The 13,757-nt window shown below is 64.9% G+C and carries 13 protein-coding genes and 1 tRNA gene; 10 read left to right on the top strand and 4 right to left on the bottom strand.

The genetic code is table 11. The features are described 5' to 3' along the window. Positions 1 to 4 precede the first annotated feature (4 nt). The 6 genes from ACTWPV_RS25545 (at position 5) to ACTWPV_RS25520 (ending at position 4,999) form a co-directional block, all read left to right on the top strand. The gene (locus ACTWPV_RS25545; protein ID WP_443153714.1) at positions 5 to 1,177 is read left to right on the top strand and encodes a DNA polymerase III subunit delta'; all 1,173 of its coding nucleotides are present in this window, start codon (positions 5 to 7) and stop codon (positions 1,175 to 1,177) included. 9 nt (positions 1,178 to 1,186) lie between these two features. After that, entirely contained in the window at positions 1,187 to 1,756 is a 570-nt protein-coding gene (locus tag ACTWPV_RS25540) for a SigE family RNA polymerase sigma factor (RefSeq protein WP_443153713.1), read from the top strand. Then, complete coding sequence (locus tag ACTWPV_RS25535; RefSeq protein ID WP_443153712.1) at positions 1,753 to 2,790, top strand: permease-like cell division protein FtsX; 1,038 nt, start codon at positions 1,753 to 1,755, stop codon at positions 2,788 to 2,790. Before ACTWPV_RS25540 ends, ACTWPV_RS25535 begins: the two co-directional genes overlap by 4 nt. 88 nt (positions 2,791 to 2,878) lie before the next feature. Further along, on the top strand, positions 2,879 to 3,706 hold the full coding sequence (locus tag ACTWPV_RS25530) for a PSP1 domain-containing protein (protein ID WP_347648093.1): 828 nt from the start codon (positions 2,879 to 2,881) through the stop codon (positions 3,704 to 3,706). Between the two features lie 53 nt (positions 3,707 to 3,759). After that, positions 3,760 to 3,836, top strand: a tRNA-Thr gene (locus ACTWPV_RS25525). Between the two features lie 176 nt (positions 3,837 to 4,012). Next, entirely contained in the window at positions 4,013 to 4,999 is a 987-nt protein-coding gene (locus ACTWPV_RS25520) for a hypothetical protein (protein ID WP_443153711.1), read from the top strand. Between the two features lie 29 nt (positions 5,000 to 5,028). Here the strand turns inward: ACTWPV_RS25520 and ACTWPV_RS25515 are convergent, their stop codons facing one another. Then, entirely contained in the window at positions 5,029 to 6,018 is a 990-nt protein-coding gene (locus ACTWPV_RS25515; RefSeq protein ID WP_443153710.1) for a site-specific integrase, read from the bottom strand. A gap of 59 nt (positions 6,019 to 6,077) precedes the next feature. On the opposite strand from ACTWPV_RS25515, the gene ACTWPV_RS25510 reads away from it, so the two are divergent. Together ACTWPV_RS25510 and ACTWPV_RS25505 are read left to right on the top strand one after the other, a co-directional pair. Further along, positions 6,078 to 6,308 (top strand): SUMF1/EgtB/PvdO family nonheme iron enzyme, encoded by a 231-nt coding sequence (locus ACTWPV_RS25510; RefSeq protein ID WP_443153709.1) that lies wholly within the window; start codon positions 6,078 to 6,080, stop codon positions 6,306 to 6,308. Between the two features lie 2,270 nt (positions 6,309 to 8,578). Then, positions 8,579 to 8,815, top strand: coding sequence for a GntR family transcriptional regulator (locus ACTWPV_RS25505; RefSeq protein WP_443153708.1), 237 nt, complete (start codon positions 8,579 to 8,581; stop codon positions 8,813 to 8,815). 244 nt (positions 8,816 to 9,059) lie between these two features. On the opposite strand, the gene ACTWPV_RS25500 is transcribed toward ACTWPV_RS25505, so the two are convergent. Continuing rightward, on the bottom strand, positions 9,060 to 9,659 hold the full coding sequence (locus ACTWPV_RS25500; protein WP_443153707.1) for a hypothetical protein: 600 nt from the start codon (positions 9,657 to 9,659) through the stop codon (positions 9,060 to 9,062). Between the two features lie 1,059 nt (positions 9,660 to 10,718). Between ACTWPV_RS25500 and ACTWPV_RS25495 the strand changes: the two genes are divergently transcribed. Together ACTWPV_RS25495 and ACTWPV_RS25490 are read left to right on the top strand one after the other, a co-directional pair. After that, positions 10,719 to 11,552 (top strand): SDR family NAD(P)-dependent oxidoreductase, encoded by an 834-nt coding sequence (locus ACTWPV_RS25495; RefSeq protein WP_347648066.1) that lies wholly within the window; start codon positions 10,719 to 10,721, stop codon positions 11,550 to 11,552. A gap of 300 nt (positions 11,553 to 11,852) precedes the next feature. Beyond that, complete coding sequence (locus ACTWPV_RS25490) at positions 11,853 to 12,260, top strand: NUDIX domain-containing protein (protein ID WP_443153706.1); 408 nt, start codon at positions 11,853 to 11,855, stop codon at positions 12,258 to 12,260. Between the two features lie 584 nt (positions 12,261 to 12,844). Here the strand turns inward: ACTWPV_RS25490 and ACTWPV_RS25485 are convergent. Continuing rightward, positions 12,845 to 13,267, bottom strand: a complete 423-nt coding sequence (locus tag ACTWPV_RS25485; protein ID WP_443153705.1) for a hypothetical protein — start codon at positions 13,265 to 13,267, stop codon at positions 12,845 to 12,847. 18 nt (positions 13,268 to 13,285) lie between these two features. Beyond that, on the bottom strand, positions 13,286 to 13,729 hold the full coding sequence (locus ACTWPV_RS25480) for a hypothetical protein (protein ID WP_443153704.1): 444 nt from the start codon (positions 13,727 to 13,729) through the stop codon (positions 13,286 to 13,288). Positions 13,730 to 13,757 lie beyond the last annotated feature (28 nt).

The raw sequence follows: 13,757 nt of genomic DNA, 5'->3' as shown, positions 1-13,757 counted from the left end.
CCTCGTGACGGTTTTCGCTGACCTGGTCGGTCAAGACCAAGCCACCGCCGTGCTCTCGCGGGCCGCGGCGGCGGCCGGCGAGGTCATCGGGGGCGGGCGCGGCGCGGGCATGACGCACGCCTGGCTGTTCACCGGCCCGCCCGGATCGGGCAGGGAAGAGGCCGCCCGCGCCTTCGCCGCGGCGCTGCTGTGCCCCGCCGCCGGCTGCGGCCACTGCGACCAGTGCCACCAGGTGCTGATCGGCTCGCATCCCGACCTGGAGTCCGTACGCCCGGAAGGCCTGTCCTACAGCGTCAAGCAGACCCGCGAGCTCATCCTGCGCGCGGCCGGGGCGCCCACGCAGGGCCGGTGGCGGGTCATCCTGTTCGAAGACGCCGACCGGGCCACGGAGTCGGCCGCCAACGCCCTGCTCAAGGCCATCGAGGAGCCGCCGCCTCGCACGGTGTGGCTGTTGTGCTCCCCCGCGCCCGACGACCTGATGATCACCATCAGGTCCCGCTGCCGGCTGGTCACCCTCACCACACCCGCCACGGGTGCCGTCGCCCACGTGCTGGCCACCCGTGACAGCGTGCCGCACGACATCGCCAGGTTCGCCGCCAGAGCCGCCCAGGGGCACGTCAGCAGGGCGCGGGCACTGGCCCTCGACGAGGGAGCCAGGGCACGCCGCGAGGCGGTGCTGAGCATTCCACGCGCGCTGACGGGGGTCGGCGAGTGCGTGGCCGCGGCCGAGCGGCTGGTGAAGACGGCCGAGGAAGAGGCCGCCGCCGCCACGGCCGCCCTCAACGACAACGAGACCGCCGAGCTGCGCAAGATCTACGGCGAGGGCTCCACGGGCAAAGGGCTCAACCGGGGGCTCGTACGCGGCGGCGCGGGCGCGCTGAAGGAGCTGGAGGACCGGCAGAAGTCCCGGGCCACCCGCATCAAACGCGATTCGCTGGACTCGGCGCTGCTGGAGCTGGTGTCCTACTACCGCGACGTGCTGGCCATGCAGTTCGGCGCCGCCATCGAGCTGGCCAACGACGACATCCGCTTCGACCTCGACCAGCTGGCCAAGGCGTCCACCCCCGAGGAGACGCTGCGGCGGATAGACGCGATCATGCAGTGCCGGGAACGCCTGGCCGCCAACGTCAACCCCCAGATCGCGATCGAGGCCATGATGCTGGCGCTCCGCCCATGAGATGACCGGGTGACAGAAGCAGCAGACGAGGCCGCCAGGCGTCTCTGTTACGTGGAAGTCGAACTGCTCACCCAACAGGAAGCCCTCGCCCGGCAGCGCGTGGACGTGGCGTCGATCTTCGCCGAGCACCACATCGGCCTCGTACGGCTGGCCCTGATCATGCTCGGTGACCAGGCCAGCGCCGAGGACGTCGTGCAGGAGGCGTTCGCCCGCACCCACGCCGGCCGGGGCAGGCTGCGCGACGCCGACAAGGCGCTGGCCTACGTACGTTCCGCGGTGCTCAACGGGTGCCGGTCGGTGCTGCGCAGGCGGGCGACCGCGTTCCGGCGCGCGGTGCCGTACGAACCGCCTGTCTGGTCGGCGGAGAGCGCCGCGATGCTCGGGGAGGAACGGCGCGAGGTGCTGCTGGCGCTGCGCGAGCTGCCGCGCCGGCAGCGCGAGGCCCTCACCCTGCGCTACTACTTCGACCTCACCGACCAGGAGGTCGCCGACACCATGCGGATCAGCGCCGGCACGGCCCGATCCACCATCGCGCGGGGGCTCGCCGCACTCGGCCGGGCACTCGGGGAGGAATCATGAACCACAGCCCGACCGAAGACCGGCTGCGCGAGGCGCTCACGGAGGCGGGCGCCACGCTCGACCCCAGCACGCTCAGGCCGCTGCGTGCGCCGGAGCGGCGCTTCCGGCTGAACCACCGGCTGCTCATCGCGGTCGCGGCGGTCGTGCTCGCGGGGACGGCGACCGCAGTGGGGCTGGGCGGGCCGGGCGAGGTGGACTACGCGGTGGCCACGAACCCGGAATCCCTCCCCCCCGAGGAGACAGACCTCGCAATCTTCCTGTGTACGGAGTCGGTGCAGAAAGATCCGTGCCAGGGGCGAGCAGCCGACCCCGAGCAGACCAGAACGATCGAGGAGACGATACGGCGGTCGCCGGACGTCGAGGTGATGACCTTCGAAAGCGATGAGGCCGCCTACGGCAGGTTCCGGCAGGAGTACGCGGAGAACAAGGCGCTGCTGGCCGCCGTCAAGCCCACCGACATTCTGCCGTCCTTCAGGGTGAAGGTTCATGAGGGAACCGATCTGCGGCAGACGGTCGGGCCACTGCACGCACTGCCCGGTGTGGCGAAGCTCTCCGAGCCGGCGAGGCTCTATGACCTTCCGGCCATGAACGAGAAAACGCAGCGCATCTCCGTCTTCATCTGCGTTGACGGCTCGGCCATGCCCGCGTGCGGGGCGCAGCGCACCTCCGGAAGCGTCACCAAGGAGGGCAAGGCGGCGACGAAGGCACAGAAAGAGGCCGTCGAGCAGATGATCGCGCAGATGCCCGAGGTCGAGTCGTTCTTCTTCGAGGACCAGGAGGCGGCGTACAGGAACTTCCTCAGCTCGTACAAGAGCAACAGAACCCTCGTCGAAGCCACCGAGGTGGAGGACATGCCCGAGTCCTTCAGGCTGACGATGCGCGCCACAGCCGACCGGTCCCGCGTGGTCAGCGATCTCAAGCGGCAACCAGGGGTGGCCCAGGTCGTCGACCACGCGTGCACCCGCGAGCAGATCGCGTTGGAGAGGTACGGCCTGGACCTGCCGGCGGCCGAAGCGTGCTCCAAGGGGCCCTAACCTTCGGCGCGGACGGACACGTAATGTGGCAAGGGAAGGCCGCAAGATCCCCGATGCCGGTCAAGGAGGCGAGCTCGAGCCCATGGGAATGATCATGGCCGTGAGCTTCACCCGCTACGGAAGGCTCTACTACCTCGACCCGGGCGGGCACAGCCCCAAGGTGGGCGACAAGGTGCTCGTGCCCACCGACTCGGGTCCAGAGGTGGCGGAGTGCGTGTGGGCGCCCCAATGGAGCAGCGAGGACATCGACGGACTGCCGGTGTGCGCCGGGCCGGCGGAGGAGGAACACCTCGCCCGCGACGAAACCAACAAACGCCGCAGGGCCGAAGCCCGCAGCGTGGCCAAACGCCTCATCAAACGGCACACCCTGCCCATGAAGGTCGTCGGCGTCGACTACCTCGACGAGGACAACGTCTTCACCGTCTACTTCTCTGCGCCCCACCGGGTCGACTTCCGCGCCCTCGTCCGCGACCTGGCCCGCAACCTGCGGGCCAGGGTCGAACTCCGGCAGATCGGCCCCAGGGACGAGGCGCGCCTCCAGGGCGGCATCGGCCCCTGCGGGCGCGACCTGTGCTGCGCGACGTTCCTCAAGGACTTCGAGCCGGTGTCCGTCCGCATGGCCAAAGACCAGGACCTCCCGGTCAACCCGCTGCGGATCGCGGGGGCCTGCGGGCGGCTCATGTGCTGCCTCAAGTACGAACACCCCCTCTACCAGGAGTTCCGCGCCTCGGCGCCCCGAGTGGGGACGAACGTGGAAACCCCGGAAGGCCCCGGGACCGTGGTGGGGCACAACGTACCGTCCGACTCGGTGGTGGTGCGGCTCAACGACGGGGGGCGACGGTGCGCCTGCTCGAAGGCGAGCGTGTGCGGACCGCGGAAGGCGTACGACTCGACGTACGGGGAGCCGGGGCAATAGGTGGGAGCGAGAACCCTTCGGGCTCCTGTAGACTCTGTCACGCCGTACGGCACGCCGCCTTAGCTCAGTCGGCCAGAGCACTTCACTCGTAATGAAGGGGTCTGGGGTTCGAATCCCCAAGGCGGCTCCAGGTCAGAAGCCCCTCAAGGGATCTTGAGGGGCTTCTGGGCGTCTAAGTGGGTGACTACCTCGCCGAGCAGAGCTCGCTACGCCCCGGTTGGGTGCTGAACAACGGGCGCCGGTGGGGCCAAGAGAGTAAAGTCGTGCCCTGTGGGGGATGTAACCTTCTTGTCTCAGCGTCAGCCCGTGGACGAGTACGGGCGCGCTCTCTATGCGGTAGCTCGCTCCATCATCCGCGCGCAGCTAGATCAGCTGACGGGCGACGACCTGACAGACCTCAACTGCGACCGTTTCGACGTAACGATGCGGCAGCTCTCGAAGGTAGCCCGGCTTGAGCGGGACAAGGGGATGAGGGGGGACGGGTTCGAGTGGGCCGTCCATGAAGCCATCCTGGGTAAGGAGCCGACCACAACGGAATTGGTTGCAACTGCCCTGGCTAAGGCCTCGCCGCGTCTTTTCAAGGGCGCATCCGAGCCAACCTCGCTGCTATTCGGCTATGAGCGCGCCAAATACCTGGGGTTCCTGGACGCGGTTGTTGAGAATGCAGGAAATGAGGCGGTCCTTCTTCCTGATGGAAGTGGAAGGCCCTTCGCATTCGGCCCCTGGGTCACGGTTGCTGCGCAAGGAAAACTAGCGAAACCTATCTTGCCCGATAGGGTGAAGCAGGTATGGAAGACTGACCTCTTCCTGAGCAATGAGGCATCGCTTCGGTTCGCGGCAACAACCATTAAGAGCAACTGGGAATTGCTTGAGCCCGGCCGTGGTCTCCGTATCGGAATCGTTCCTGAGGCCCCAAATCTGGCTCCGGGCGTGCGCTATGACAAGAGGAAGAACATGTGGGTCGTGGCATTCCCGGACCCTAACGGTTTCATGGGACTCTTCAATGATGCGTATGCGTCCGTGGCTGCTGCTGTCTACACCATGGGGAAGCATGAGCGGCCACCGTACTTCTTGAAGCCAACTGCCAAGGGGCAGCGTCTTCAGGAACAATTGGAAAAGTACCCTACAGCCAAGGTGATTGACATCGAGGGTGCCCTGAACGAAGCGGCACAGCAAGACCTCGTTGGAGTGGAGCATAAGCTCGTCTCGGTCGAGGCGCCTCCGTGGCTCCATATCAATGAGAAGCGCACCTCTGTTATCGCGCCTCGACCGAGCTTTGAGAGGCTTGACTAAAGTGCGGTGACTGGCCAGGCCCGGTACTGTTAACGGCGGAAAATTTCGTCCATCGCCACCGCGCCCGCTTGGAGAACAGGACGGATCTGTTTTCTGTAGACGAGTTCTGTTACCGACGTGCTGCTGTGACCGACCAGTCGGGAGATTTCCTCCAGCGGGATGCCCTGGTCTGAGAGTAGGGACACGAAGCTGTGTCGCAGCTCTCGGGGTGCCCACTCGTCGGGGTCGAGGTCGGTCTTGGCGATCACCGCGCGGAACGCGCGCCGCACGTTGTGGGCATCGAGGGGTGTGCCCACGGTCGAGGCGAACACGAGCCCGTGTTCCGTCCATCGCTCGCCTGCTGTCTTCTTGTCCTCCTCCTGCTGAGTCCTATGCGCTTTGAGCGCTTCTACGCAGCGTTGTGGCAGCGCCAGAGTGCGCCGAGACTTGCGGGTCTTGGTGTCCCCACCGGAACGGACGGACCGCCACACAGCCACGTACGGCGGTACGGCCGGGTCAGCGTCGGGATCGCCTGTCAAGTCCACGTGGTCCCATGTCAGCGCTCGGAGTTCTTCAGTACGTGCGCCGGTGAGCAGGGCCATGACAAGGTACCCAAGCATCCGGGTCTCTTCTGCGGCCTTGAGCAAGCCTTCTGCCTGTGCGAGCGTGAGCGCCTTGGACGGGCGACCTTCCTGACCGCGCGGAACTGAGCAGAGGTCCACCACGTTGCGTTTCACCAGGTCTCGGGTCATCGCACGCTTGACCGATCGGTTGAGGTAGGACCTGATCAGCCGAAGTGTGCTCGTGCTCAGCGTCTCGGCCTTGTCCGCCAGCCACTTATCCACATCCTGTGCACTGAGTTCGCGGAGCTTCCGCTTGCCCAGGGCCGGGATGACGTGGACTCGGCACATAATCTGCCCTGCTTCATAGGTGGCCTTGTCCCGCCGGCTCAGTTCGTACTTGAGCCAGTCGTTGACCGCCTGCTCTACCGTGGCGTCTCCCTTCGCGAGGGTCAGGCCGTCCTCGTAGTCCCTGAGCACCTCCTTGAGCTTCTCCTTGGCTTCGGTCTTGGTCTTGCCGCGACACGTACCACAGCGGTGTGAGCGTGTACGGCGTCTACGACATGTGTGGCAATACCTGGGAATGGTGCTCGACTCGCAGTCAGGAAGACCCGGTGAGGTACGAACTCAAGGGGAGCGCCTTCACGAGTCCGTTCTTCCGGGCGACGCCATCGAAATTCAACGACGCCTCGCCGCTCATGATGGACGACGACACCGGATTCCGCTGTGCGATATCAGCCGAAGAGTTGCGCGCCCAGCTGGAGAGGTGACTCAGTCCTGGCCCTCCGAACCGGCTGAGGGGACAGGACGCCCACCGACTCCGGGCCGTGGCCTCGACTCATGCCAGCTGACGATGCGACTCGGCTTCCATACGTGAGTGCGGCCCACCGTGAGATCCGGTTCGGGCATCTGCCCGCGACGCCGATACGTGCTGATGGTCGCTACCCGCACACCAAGGAAGGCGGCGACGTCGGACGTCGTCCACCACTCGGCTTCAGGGTCGGGGCCTGATCGATCAGACATCCAGGCCGGACTCCTCGGCAGATCAGGGGTTTCGGGTACGGGAATGCCAGTGTAGAAGACCGCTCGACCGGACTGAGGGTTGTCCCCCGTGGTGTCAACAACTGATCACCGAAGGCCTCGACCGCGATCATGGCTCTGAGCTGGGCTTCTTCTGCCCGGCTATGCCTGGATCTTGAAGCCACCCATAAAAACGGAAGATGGTTTCACGTTGTTGCTCGAGCGAAGCGATCTCGTGGGGCTGGGCGGGTGCGAACAAGTCGACTTCCTCGAATGGACGTGTGGACGCCAAGACGTATCCCATGCGACCGTTGGTGAATTGTCGAAGTAGGCCTGATGGGCCGACATTCGCTCGTGCTCCTTGACAGCAGAGGTTTAAGCCTTCGGCTTCTAACCGGCGGCGGAGATGGAAAAGGCAAATGTATAGGTCATCGCCGTCCACATCCAGTAGGACATTCTGGCAGGTAAGTGTGAGCCGGGCTGGAACTGAGTTATAGAGCCTGAGTGTTGCCGCCGTGGTTCTGCCCTCGCAGTCGACAACGTCTAGTTGGAGAGTTTCATCGGGCGAATTTTTCATTAATGATCAGATTAAGGCAGGCGCTATTCGAGTGCAACGGCGTGAGCGATCACGTATCGAGCCGTGGCGTCCACTGGACTGCTCCTGTGGAGCTGCGTTCGGCGAAGCGGATGACGGCGCTTCGCCATGCGTCTTCGGCCTGATCAAGTTGCACGTCACGCCTCACGACTCGCCCCCAGCATGCTCCGGGTTGTGTCATAGCGACACTTAGCGCCACCGTGGCGCCGAGTTCACTGCGGCAGGTGCCGGCCGAGCCGACCTCGGACGTGTCGTCGGCGCTGTGGAACACCTCCCAGTCATATGCCAGCTGCGGCGAGATGCGGCTCACGGGCTTCCCATGCCGGCCGTACAGGCAGGGCACAGCCGAAAGGCGAGCTGGATGGGGCCGACGACACATAGACCTGTGCGGACGCGGTCCGTGACCTTGCCGCAGTGATCACATGCAGGTGAGGCGGCAACAAGGTGGGCGGTGCAGGCTGCGCAGACGAGCCGGCCCGGCGCCCATACGGCCGCGTGTATCACCGTCGGCGCCGTCAGATGGGAGCAGGCCTCGCCGACTCGTGCGCGTACGGCCCGCTGGAGCTGGGCCACGTGCCCAGCAGGCCAGGGATGACATGGCCCTGCAAGTGAGATCGCCGCCCCCAGACCTCTCCGCGCGTCGGTGCTGGCAGCGTCGTATTGGTCAAGGAAGGCGGTACCTCGGAGAGGAAGAACCATGTCTCAACCTCCAGTTAATCGGGTGGGTGATCTCCATATCCCAGGGTGGGTTCCGTTGCCGGTCCGGCGGCATGACCCTGTGCCGCCCCCACGCTGAACTTGCGCCGAACTCTCCGGAAGATCCTTGCCTGCACGGCCATCGTTTGCGCAGGTCATGCAGCGTGGGTGAGGTGACCGAACCTAGTCGGCGTATCCCTCGACGATGAGCCGCCAAAGCTCAAGCATGGCCTGACGGCATTGGTTTCGGCCAGCTTCGACGACCGTGGGATGGTTCGCGCGCCGCCGGTCGGTTCGCCGGATGACGTACTGCCCACCCTCAAGGCATAGTTCGTACTCGATCGCGCCGCGTGTCACGAACTCCCGGACGCGGGAGCGTGTCCCTCGTGCGTCGTAGGCGCTCCAGTCGATGTCCAGCGGTTGATCAGGAATCGCGGACACCGGCGGACTCACTTAGCATGACCCCGATCTGTACGCGCACGCGAGCAGTTCGAGTCGACGCCATGTGTCGGCTTCGATCTCCTGCTTCGTCCTCTTGTGTCTCGCTCTGTACATGCCGGACTCCTCCTGCCACGCGTCGAAGTCGGGAAGCTCCAACTTGGCCATGCGCTGACTCTACCGCCACACGTTCATACACGTACATGCCCGTTCATGAACGTAGCTGCATTTCCGAGCACGTCCACGCCTGCTTACGGTCGAGCTGTGATGGAGTTCCGGAAGGATCGTCCCGTGTGGCGACAGGTGGCCGACGAGATGTGCCGGCGGATCGCGGCCATGTCGCCGGGCGACCTGGTGGACTCCGAGCAATCGATGGTCCAGGAGTTCGGCATCGCGCGCGGAACGGCGCGAAAGGTGATCGCGCACCTTCGCGAGGAAGGCGTGATCTACACGGTCCCAGGCCTGGGCTCGTTCGCCGGTCCGAAGCCTCCCGAGGACGGCCACCCAGTGGACGGCAACACACCCTGACGCACTTGTTTCAGGGGCAGCCGGAATCGGTAGTAGCCCCTACGACGGCTTGAACCGCGTTAAGACCATCGGACGGGTGCGCGCATGCACACCCGCGTCTCAGGTGAGTGTCTCTGATGTCCCCCTCTGTCCCTGAAGGGGGACTTGACCTGCAAGAGCGCCCAACCAGCGCGGAACAGTTCGCGGGTAAGGCCGTCCCCGCCGTTCTGGAAGGACAGTGACCTGCCCGGACTCGGCTTCACACTCAACCCTGGCTACCGCGTTCCGGCTTGCCTGGTGGCTGTCTGAAGCGTGAGAGCAGGTCCTTTCTCCAGTCGATGGCCACCCTTCCCTTCCAGGTCCCTGCTGGCCGAATCAGTTCGTACCGCTCGATCTCGTGATCTTTGACCGTCCAGCGTAAGATCAGGTGGTTGAGCTCTGGTTTGCGCCGCCGTAGGCGTCCAAGGAACTCGTGGGGGTCGAACAAGCTGGCTTGGCCGCTGGCTGGCTGGTCCACGAACTCAAGCTTGGCAGGTGTTGTCGGTTTGGGGATGTCGGCAGTCGCGATGTGCCATATCCGGACTATGTCTTGTTCGAGTGCGAGGATGAGCCCGCTCATCGGCAGGTCGGTAGCGTCGCTCTGGTCCAATGCAGTGTCACCCTCTGGCGCGAGAGATTTGAATGCCTCGATCGCTTTTCGGCGGATCATATGCTGGTATAAGTGTTTGTCGTCCCGGAAATCCCACTCCGCGACTTCGTGCAGGTAGATAGCAGTCTTGATGCCGTTGGTGAGCGCATTGTAGACCTCTAGCCATACATGGTCGGTGCGGGCTAGAACGGCGTCTCTAGAGTCATCTCTGTCCATCACAGTAACGTAATACGCCATACTCCGATGCGTGTTATAGAGAGGCGCTTATGGGGCCTTCGGGGATAAATAGGCGGATGTGGGGATCGAGCCCGCTTTATTCCGGGTCTGTCCGCGCCACGCTTCGCAAGACATCCTCGCCAGCCCTCTACCCCAGCAGCGATTCGCGAAGCCGCGACCACGATGTGTGTCCCTGGCGTCCCCGCTGTCCCTGCTCGCCGTCTGACCAGCGCAAACGTTTATGTTCATGAGGGACACGCTCTACGGCGGGTGTCCCTGCTGTCCCTGAACAGCTTCAAGATCTGAACGGCGCTTCGCGCGCCTCATAGCGCTGCGCGCGGTAGAAGCAGGCTGCACCATGTTGCAGCGGTTCTCCGTGCGAAGCACGGCTCCGGAATGGCGCGCGAAGCGCCGATCTGCTTCGCGTACTGGGTGACGTTCTGAGTGACAACGAGGGCAAGCGATCTCGGACGTTGACGGACGCCAGCGGACAGCCGAACAGGCCAGCCGGGGCTTTCCGCCGTATAGGAACGTGCGTTCGATTTTGCTCGTAATGAAGGGGTCTCGGGTTCGAATCCCGAAGGCGGCTCCAGGTCAGAAGCCCTCCGGGATTATCCGGAGGGCTTCTGAGTGTCTAAGTGCCCGTGTACAAGCTGATCGTCAGGTCGATGTGGGAGACGCGGATCGTGCGAGTCGTCGCCCCATGGGGATGATCATGGCCCACAGGACCATGGCCTCGTGATGCTCGGATAACCGTTCATGGTCCTGCATGCATCGCCTGCGTGCGGCGCGGCGGTGGAACCCTGCGGGCCGGGTCCTGCCTGTCCGCTCTCGATTTCGCGCGCAAGCCGCCGCGCTGCACCGCCGTGTGACATCCGTGACGGTGGCGCATGTCACACGGCGGCGCTGTCACGGGGAAGGGGGCGCCGGCGCCTCATGTTTGGTCAGGAGCCGCGCGAACTTTCCGCGCGGCGCACATCTCCATGAGTGATCGCCCCGGCCTGGCGCGCGGTGACCGCCGCACGACTACCGCGGCCTGGACGGGGACGGAAGGACATCATGAACAAGGTCTGGTTCATCACCGGCTCGTCGCGCGGGCTCGGCCGTAACTTCGTCGAGGCCGCCCTGTCTCGGGGCGACCGGGTCGCCGCGACCGCCCGCACCACGGCGAGTCTGGACGACCTGGTCACCGCCTACGGCGACGCGCTGCTGCCGCTGGAGCTGGACGTGACCGACAAGCCGGCCGTCTTCGACAGCGTGGTGCAGGCCAAGGAGCACTTCGGCCGCCTGGACGTCGTCGTGAACAACGCCGGCTTCACCCAGGTCGGCGCGGTCGAGGAGCTGAGCGAGCAGGAGCTGCGCGACCAGATGGAGACCAACCTGTTCGGCGCGGTGTGGGTGATCCAGGCCGCCCTGCCCCACCTGCGCGAGCAGCGCTCCGGGCACATCATCCAGCTCTCCTCGGTGGCCGGGATCGTCGCCATGCCGCTCGTCGGCGCCTATCACGCCTCCAAGTGGGCCCTGGAAGGCCTCAACGAGGCCCTCGCCGGCGAGGTCGCCGCGTTCGGCGTCAAGGTGACCATCATCGAGCCGGACGCCTTCGCCACCCGGGACGCTAACAACCCTCTCGACTACGGCCACATGGCGCAGATGGACCCGGCCTACGACGAGCTGCGCCGGCAACTCGCGGCCAACGCGCAGCAGCCCACGGGTGACCCGGCCGCCGCTGCCCAGGCGCTGCTCACCCTCGCGGACACCGACGACCCGCCTCTGCGCGTGCTGTTCGGCCAGGACTTCTACCCCATGATCCAGCAGACGTACGCGGACCGGCTCAAGACCTGGACCGACTGGCACGACCTGTCGGCGCAGGCGCACGGCCCGCTCGGCGCCTGACGTCCACGGCCTTCCTGCGCCGCCGTGTCCGGTGCGGGCGTCACAGCGCAGACGGGATCAAGGATTCTGGTAGGACACTTACTTACCTGGCATGGATGACTGCTAAGAGTCATGAAAGATGACCCACTGTTGGCTACCGGGATCCATGAAGCTCAGGCGGCGCGGGTGCTCGTCGTGCCGTTGTTCGGGGCGAGTTCCTGTGCACGGGAGATTTCCTCCAGCCGGGCTGCCTGCTGCTTGGGGAGTGTAAGCGCGAAGCCCTCCAGGTTGCCGTGGAGTGGTCGAGGGTACTCTGGGCCGATGCTGACGGAGGTGACGCCGGTCCGGATCGTGACGGCCGTTCTTCGCGACGGCGATCGGGTGTTGCTGTGCCATCGAAGCGCCGGACGCCGTTGGTATCCCGACGTGTGGGACCTGCCGGGCGGTCATGTGGAGGAGGGGGAGGATCCGAAAGAGAGCCTTGTCCGCGAGCTTCGGGAGGAGTTGGGAATCGCGGCATCGGAGCCGCTCGGCCCGCCGATGCATGAGATCCGGACCGCGACGTTCGACATGCAGATCTGGTTGGTCGACAGGTGGACCGGAACACCGGTCAACGCCGCGCCGGACGAGCATGACGCTGTGGCGTGGTTCGAGACGTCCGACCTTGACGGCCTGCGACTCGCCCACGAGTCGTATCTCTCGATGCTCACCGCCGTGCTCGTTACGTGACGTCGCACCGAAAGTCAGGGGTGCGCTCATCGGCAGATCCGCACACTGGCACCCGGCTCGTTCATGATCGATTGCACGGAGGGTGCACGGGGCTCCGGAGCTACCGCCGGCGCCACCGGCGGGCAAGATCCACAAGTGATGCCGGTTCCCACGAACATCTCGGCACGCGGCGCCGGCAACGTGGCGCCGAAAGTCGCGAACGGAGCCAGTCTTCTGTGACGTTTTCAGTGACAACGGCGGCAGGCGATCGCGGACATTGACGGACGTCAACGGATAGTCGAGCAGGGCAGCGAGGACTATTGATCGGCTGGGAACACTCGTTCGATTTTGCTCGTAGTGAAGGGTCTGGGGTTCGAATCCCCAAGGCGGCTCCCAGCTCAAAGGCCCTTCGCGATGATCGGGAAGAGCCTTTGGTTCGTTCTGACGCGGTGCGACACGTGCGGGGTCGCCCGCAGCCGGCGGAATATATCGGCCGGGCTTCCAGGCTCGCGGCGGCGCGCCTCTCGCCTGACAACCGTCGTCGAGCTGTCGGCGGTGCTGAAGAGCTGCGTGAAGGGATCTACGGAAACAGCCGCATCGAGTTTTCAGGCTATCATGCACTCCCATTTGATATAGTAATCGCCTCCGATGACGTCGTGGAATTGCGCCCTCGCGCACCATTCCTGGCTGCCGCTGGAGTTCTGTTTGGTCCCGGTGCTTGCGCTGCAATAGCGATTCCGAGGGCAGGCTTCATTGGCGGATCTGACCTTGCTGTTGTTGCGGTAAAGGGTCACGGTCAACCGTCCGGCTGTCCGGCCCTTGCAGCGGACTCCACCGGCGCCATACATTTTTCCGGACTGGTCAACTCTATCCGCTAGGGCCCAGGCGGTGCAGAAGGACGCTGTCGTCGCTTTGGCGGCGCTCGCGGTTGTGGTCGATTTGGCTGCCGTGGCGTTGGCGGGACTCATCGGCGCGAGCGCGAGTCCAGCCGCTACGGTGATCTTGAGTGCGGTCATCTGCCGGCTCATGGGAACCTCTTTTTGGATCTAATGCTTGATGGAGTTGGTGGTGAAGCTCTTGCTGCCGCTGTCCCACGAGGCTCTGACTCTGCCGTACCATCGCTGTTTGCCCGACGTGCGGTCGGTTACCGTGACGGAGGCATCGCAATATCGGCTGTAATTCGACGCTTCGCAGATGCCGGTGTCGACGAGTGTGCCTGAGCGGAAGAGCTGAATGCGCAGCTTCAGGGGTGTGAAACTCGGAGCCTTGCAATTGATCCACGCGCCGGCGTAGACCTTTTTCGGAGAGCTGTCGTGGGTGTCGGTCATGCCGCCGACGGAGCAGCGGATCATGGCGGTGGCCGAAGTGGCGGGGGCCGTGATGGCGTGTGCCGATCCGGAGAGCGCAAAACTCAGCGAGGTCGTGATCGCGGCAACGCTCACCGCGGTCAGGTGTTTTCTTCTCATGTCGGCGAATGGCTTGATCTTCATGAGGCCTCCGGTGGTAAGAAATGCGCCG

This window comes from Nonomuraea sp. KM88, assembly GCF_052245635.1.
Classification (GTDB): domain Bacteria; phylum Actinomycetota; class Actinomycetes; order Streptosporangiales; family Streptosporangiaceae; genus Nonomuraea.
This window is presented reverse-complemented; position numbering and strand designations above follow the sequence as displayed.

Bases quoted from the DNA above. Each gene is read 5' to 3' on its own strand.
- ACTWPV_RS25480 (WP_443153704.1), bottom strand. From the start codon at position 13,729: ATGAAGATCAAGCCATTCGCCGACATGAGAAGAAAACACCTGACCGCG.
- ACTWPV_RS25530 (WP_347648093.1), top strand. From the start codon at position 2,879: ATGATCATGGCCGTGAGCTTCACCCGCTACGGAAGGCTCTACTACCTC.
- ACTWPV_RS25500 (WP_443153707.1), bottom strand. From the start codon at position 9,659: ATGGACAGAGATGACTCTAGAGACGCCGTTCTAGCCCGCACCGACCAT.
- ACTWPV_RS25535 (WP_443153712.1), top strand. From the start codon at position 1,753: ATGAACCACAGCCCGACCGAAGACCGGCTGCGCGAGGCGCTCACGGAG.
- ACTWPV_RS25495 (WP_347648066.1), top strand. From the start codon at position 10,719: ATGAACAAGGTCTGGTTCATCACCGGCTCGTCGCGCGGGCTCGGCCGT.
- ACTWPV_RS25485 (WP_443153705.1), bottom strand. From the start codon at position 13,267: ATGAGCCGGCAGATGACCGCACTCAAGATCACCGTAGCGGCTGGACTC.
- ACTWPV_RS25490 (WP_443153706.1), top strand. From the start codon at position 11,853: ATGCTGACGGAGGTGACGCCGGTCCGGATCGTGACGGCCGTTCTTCGC.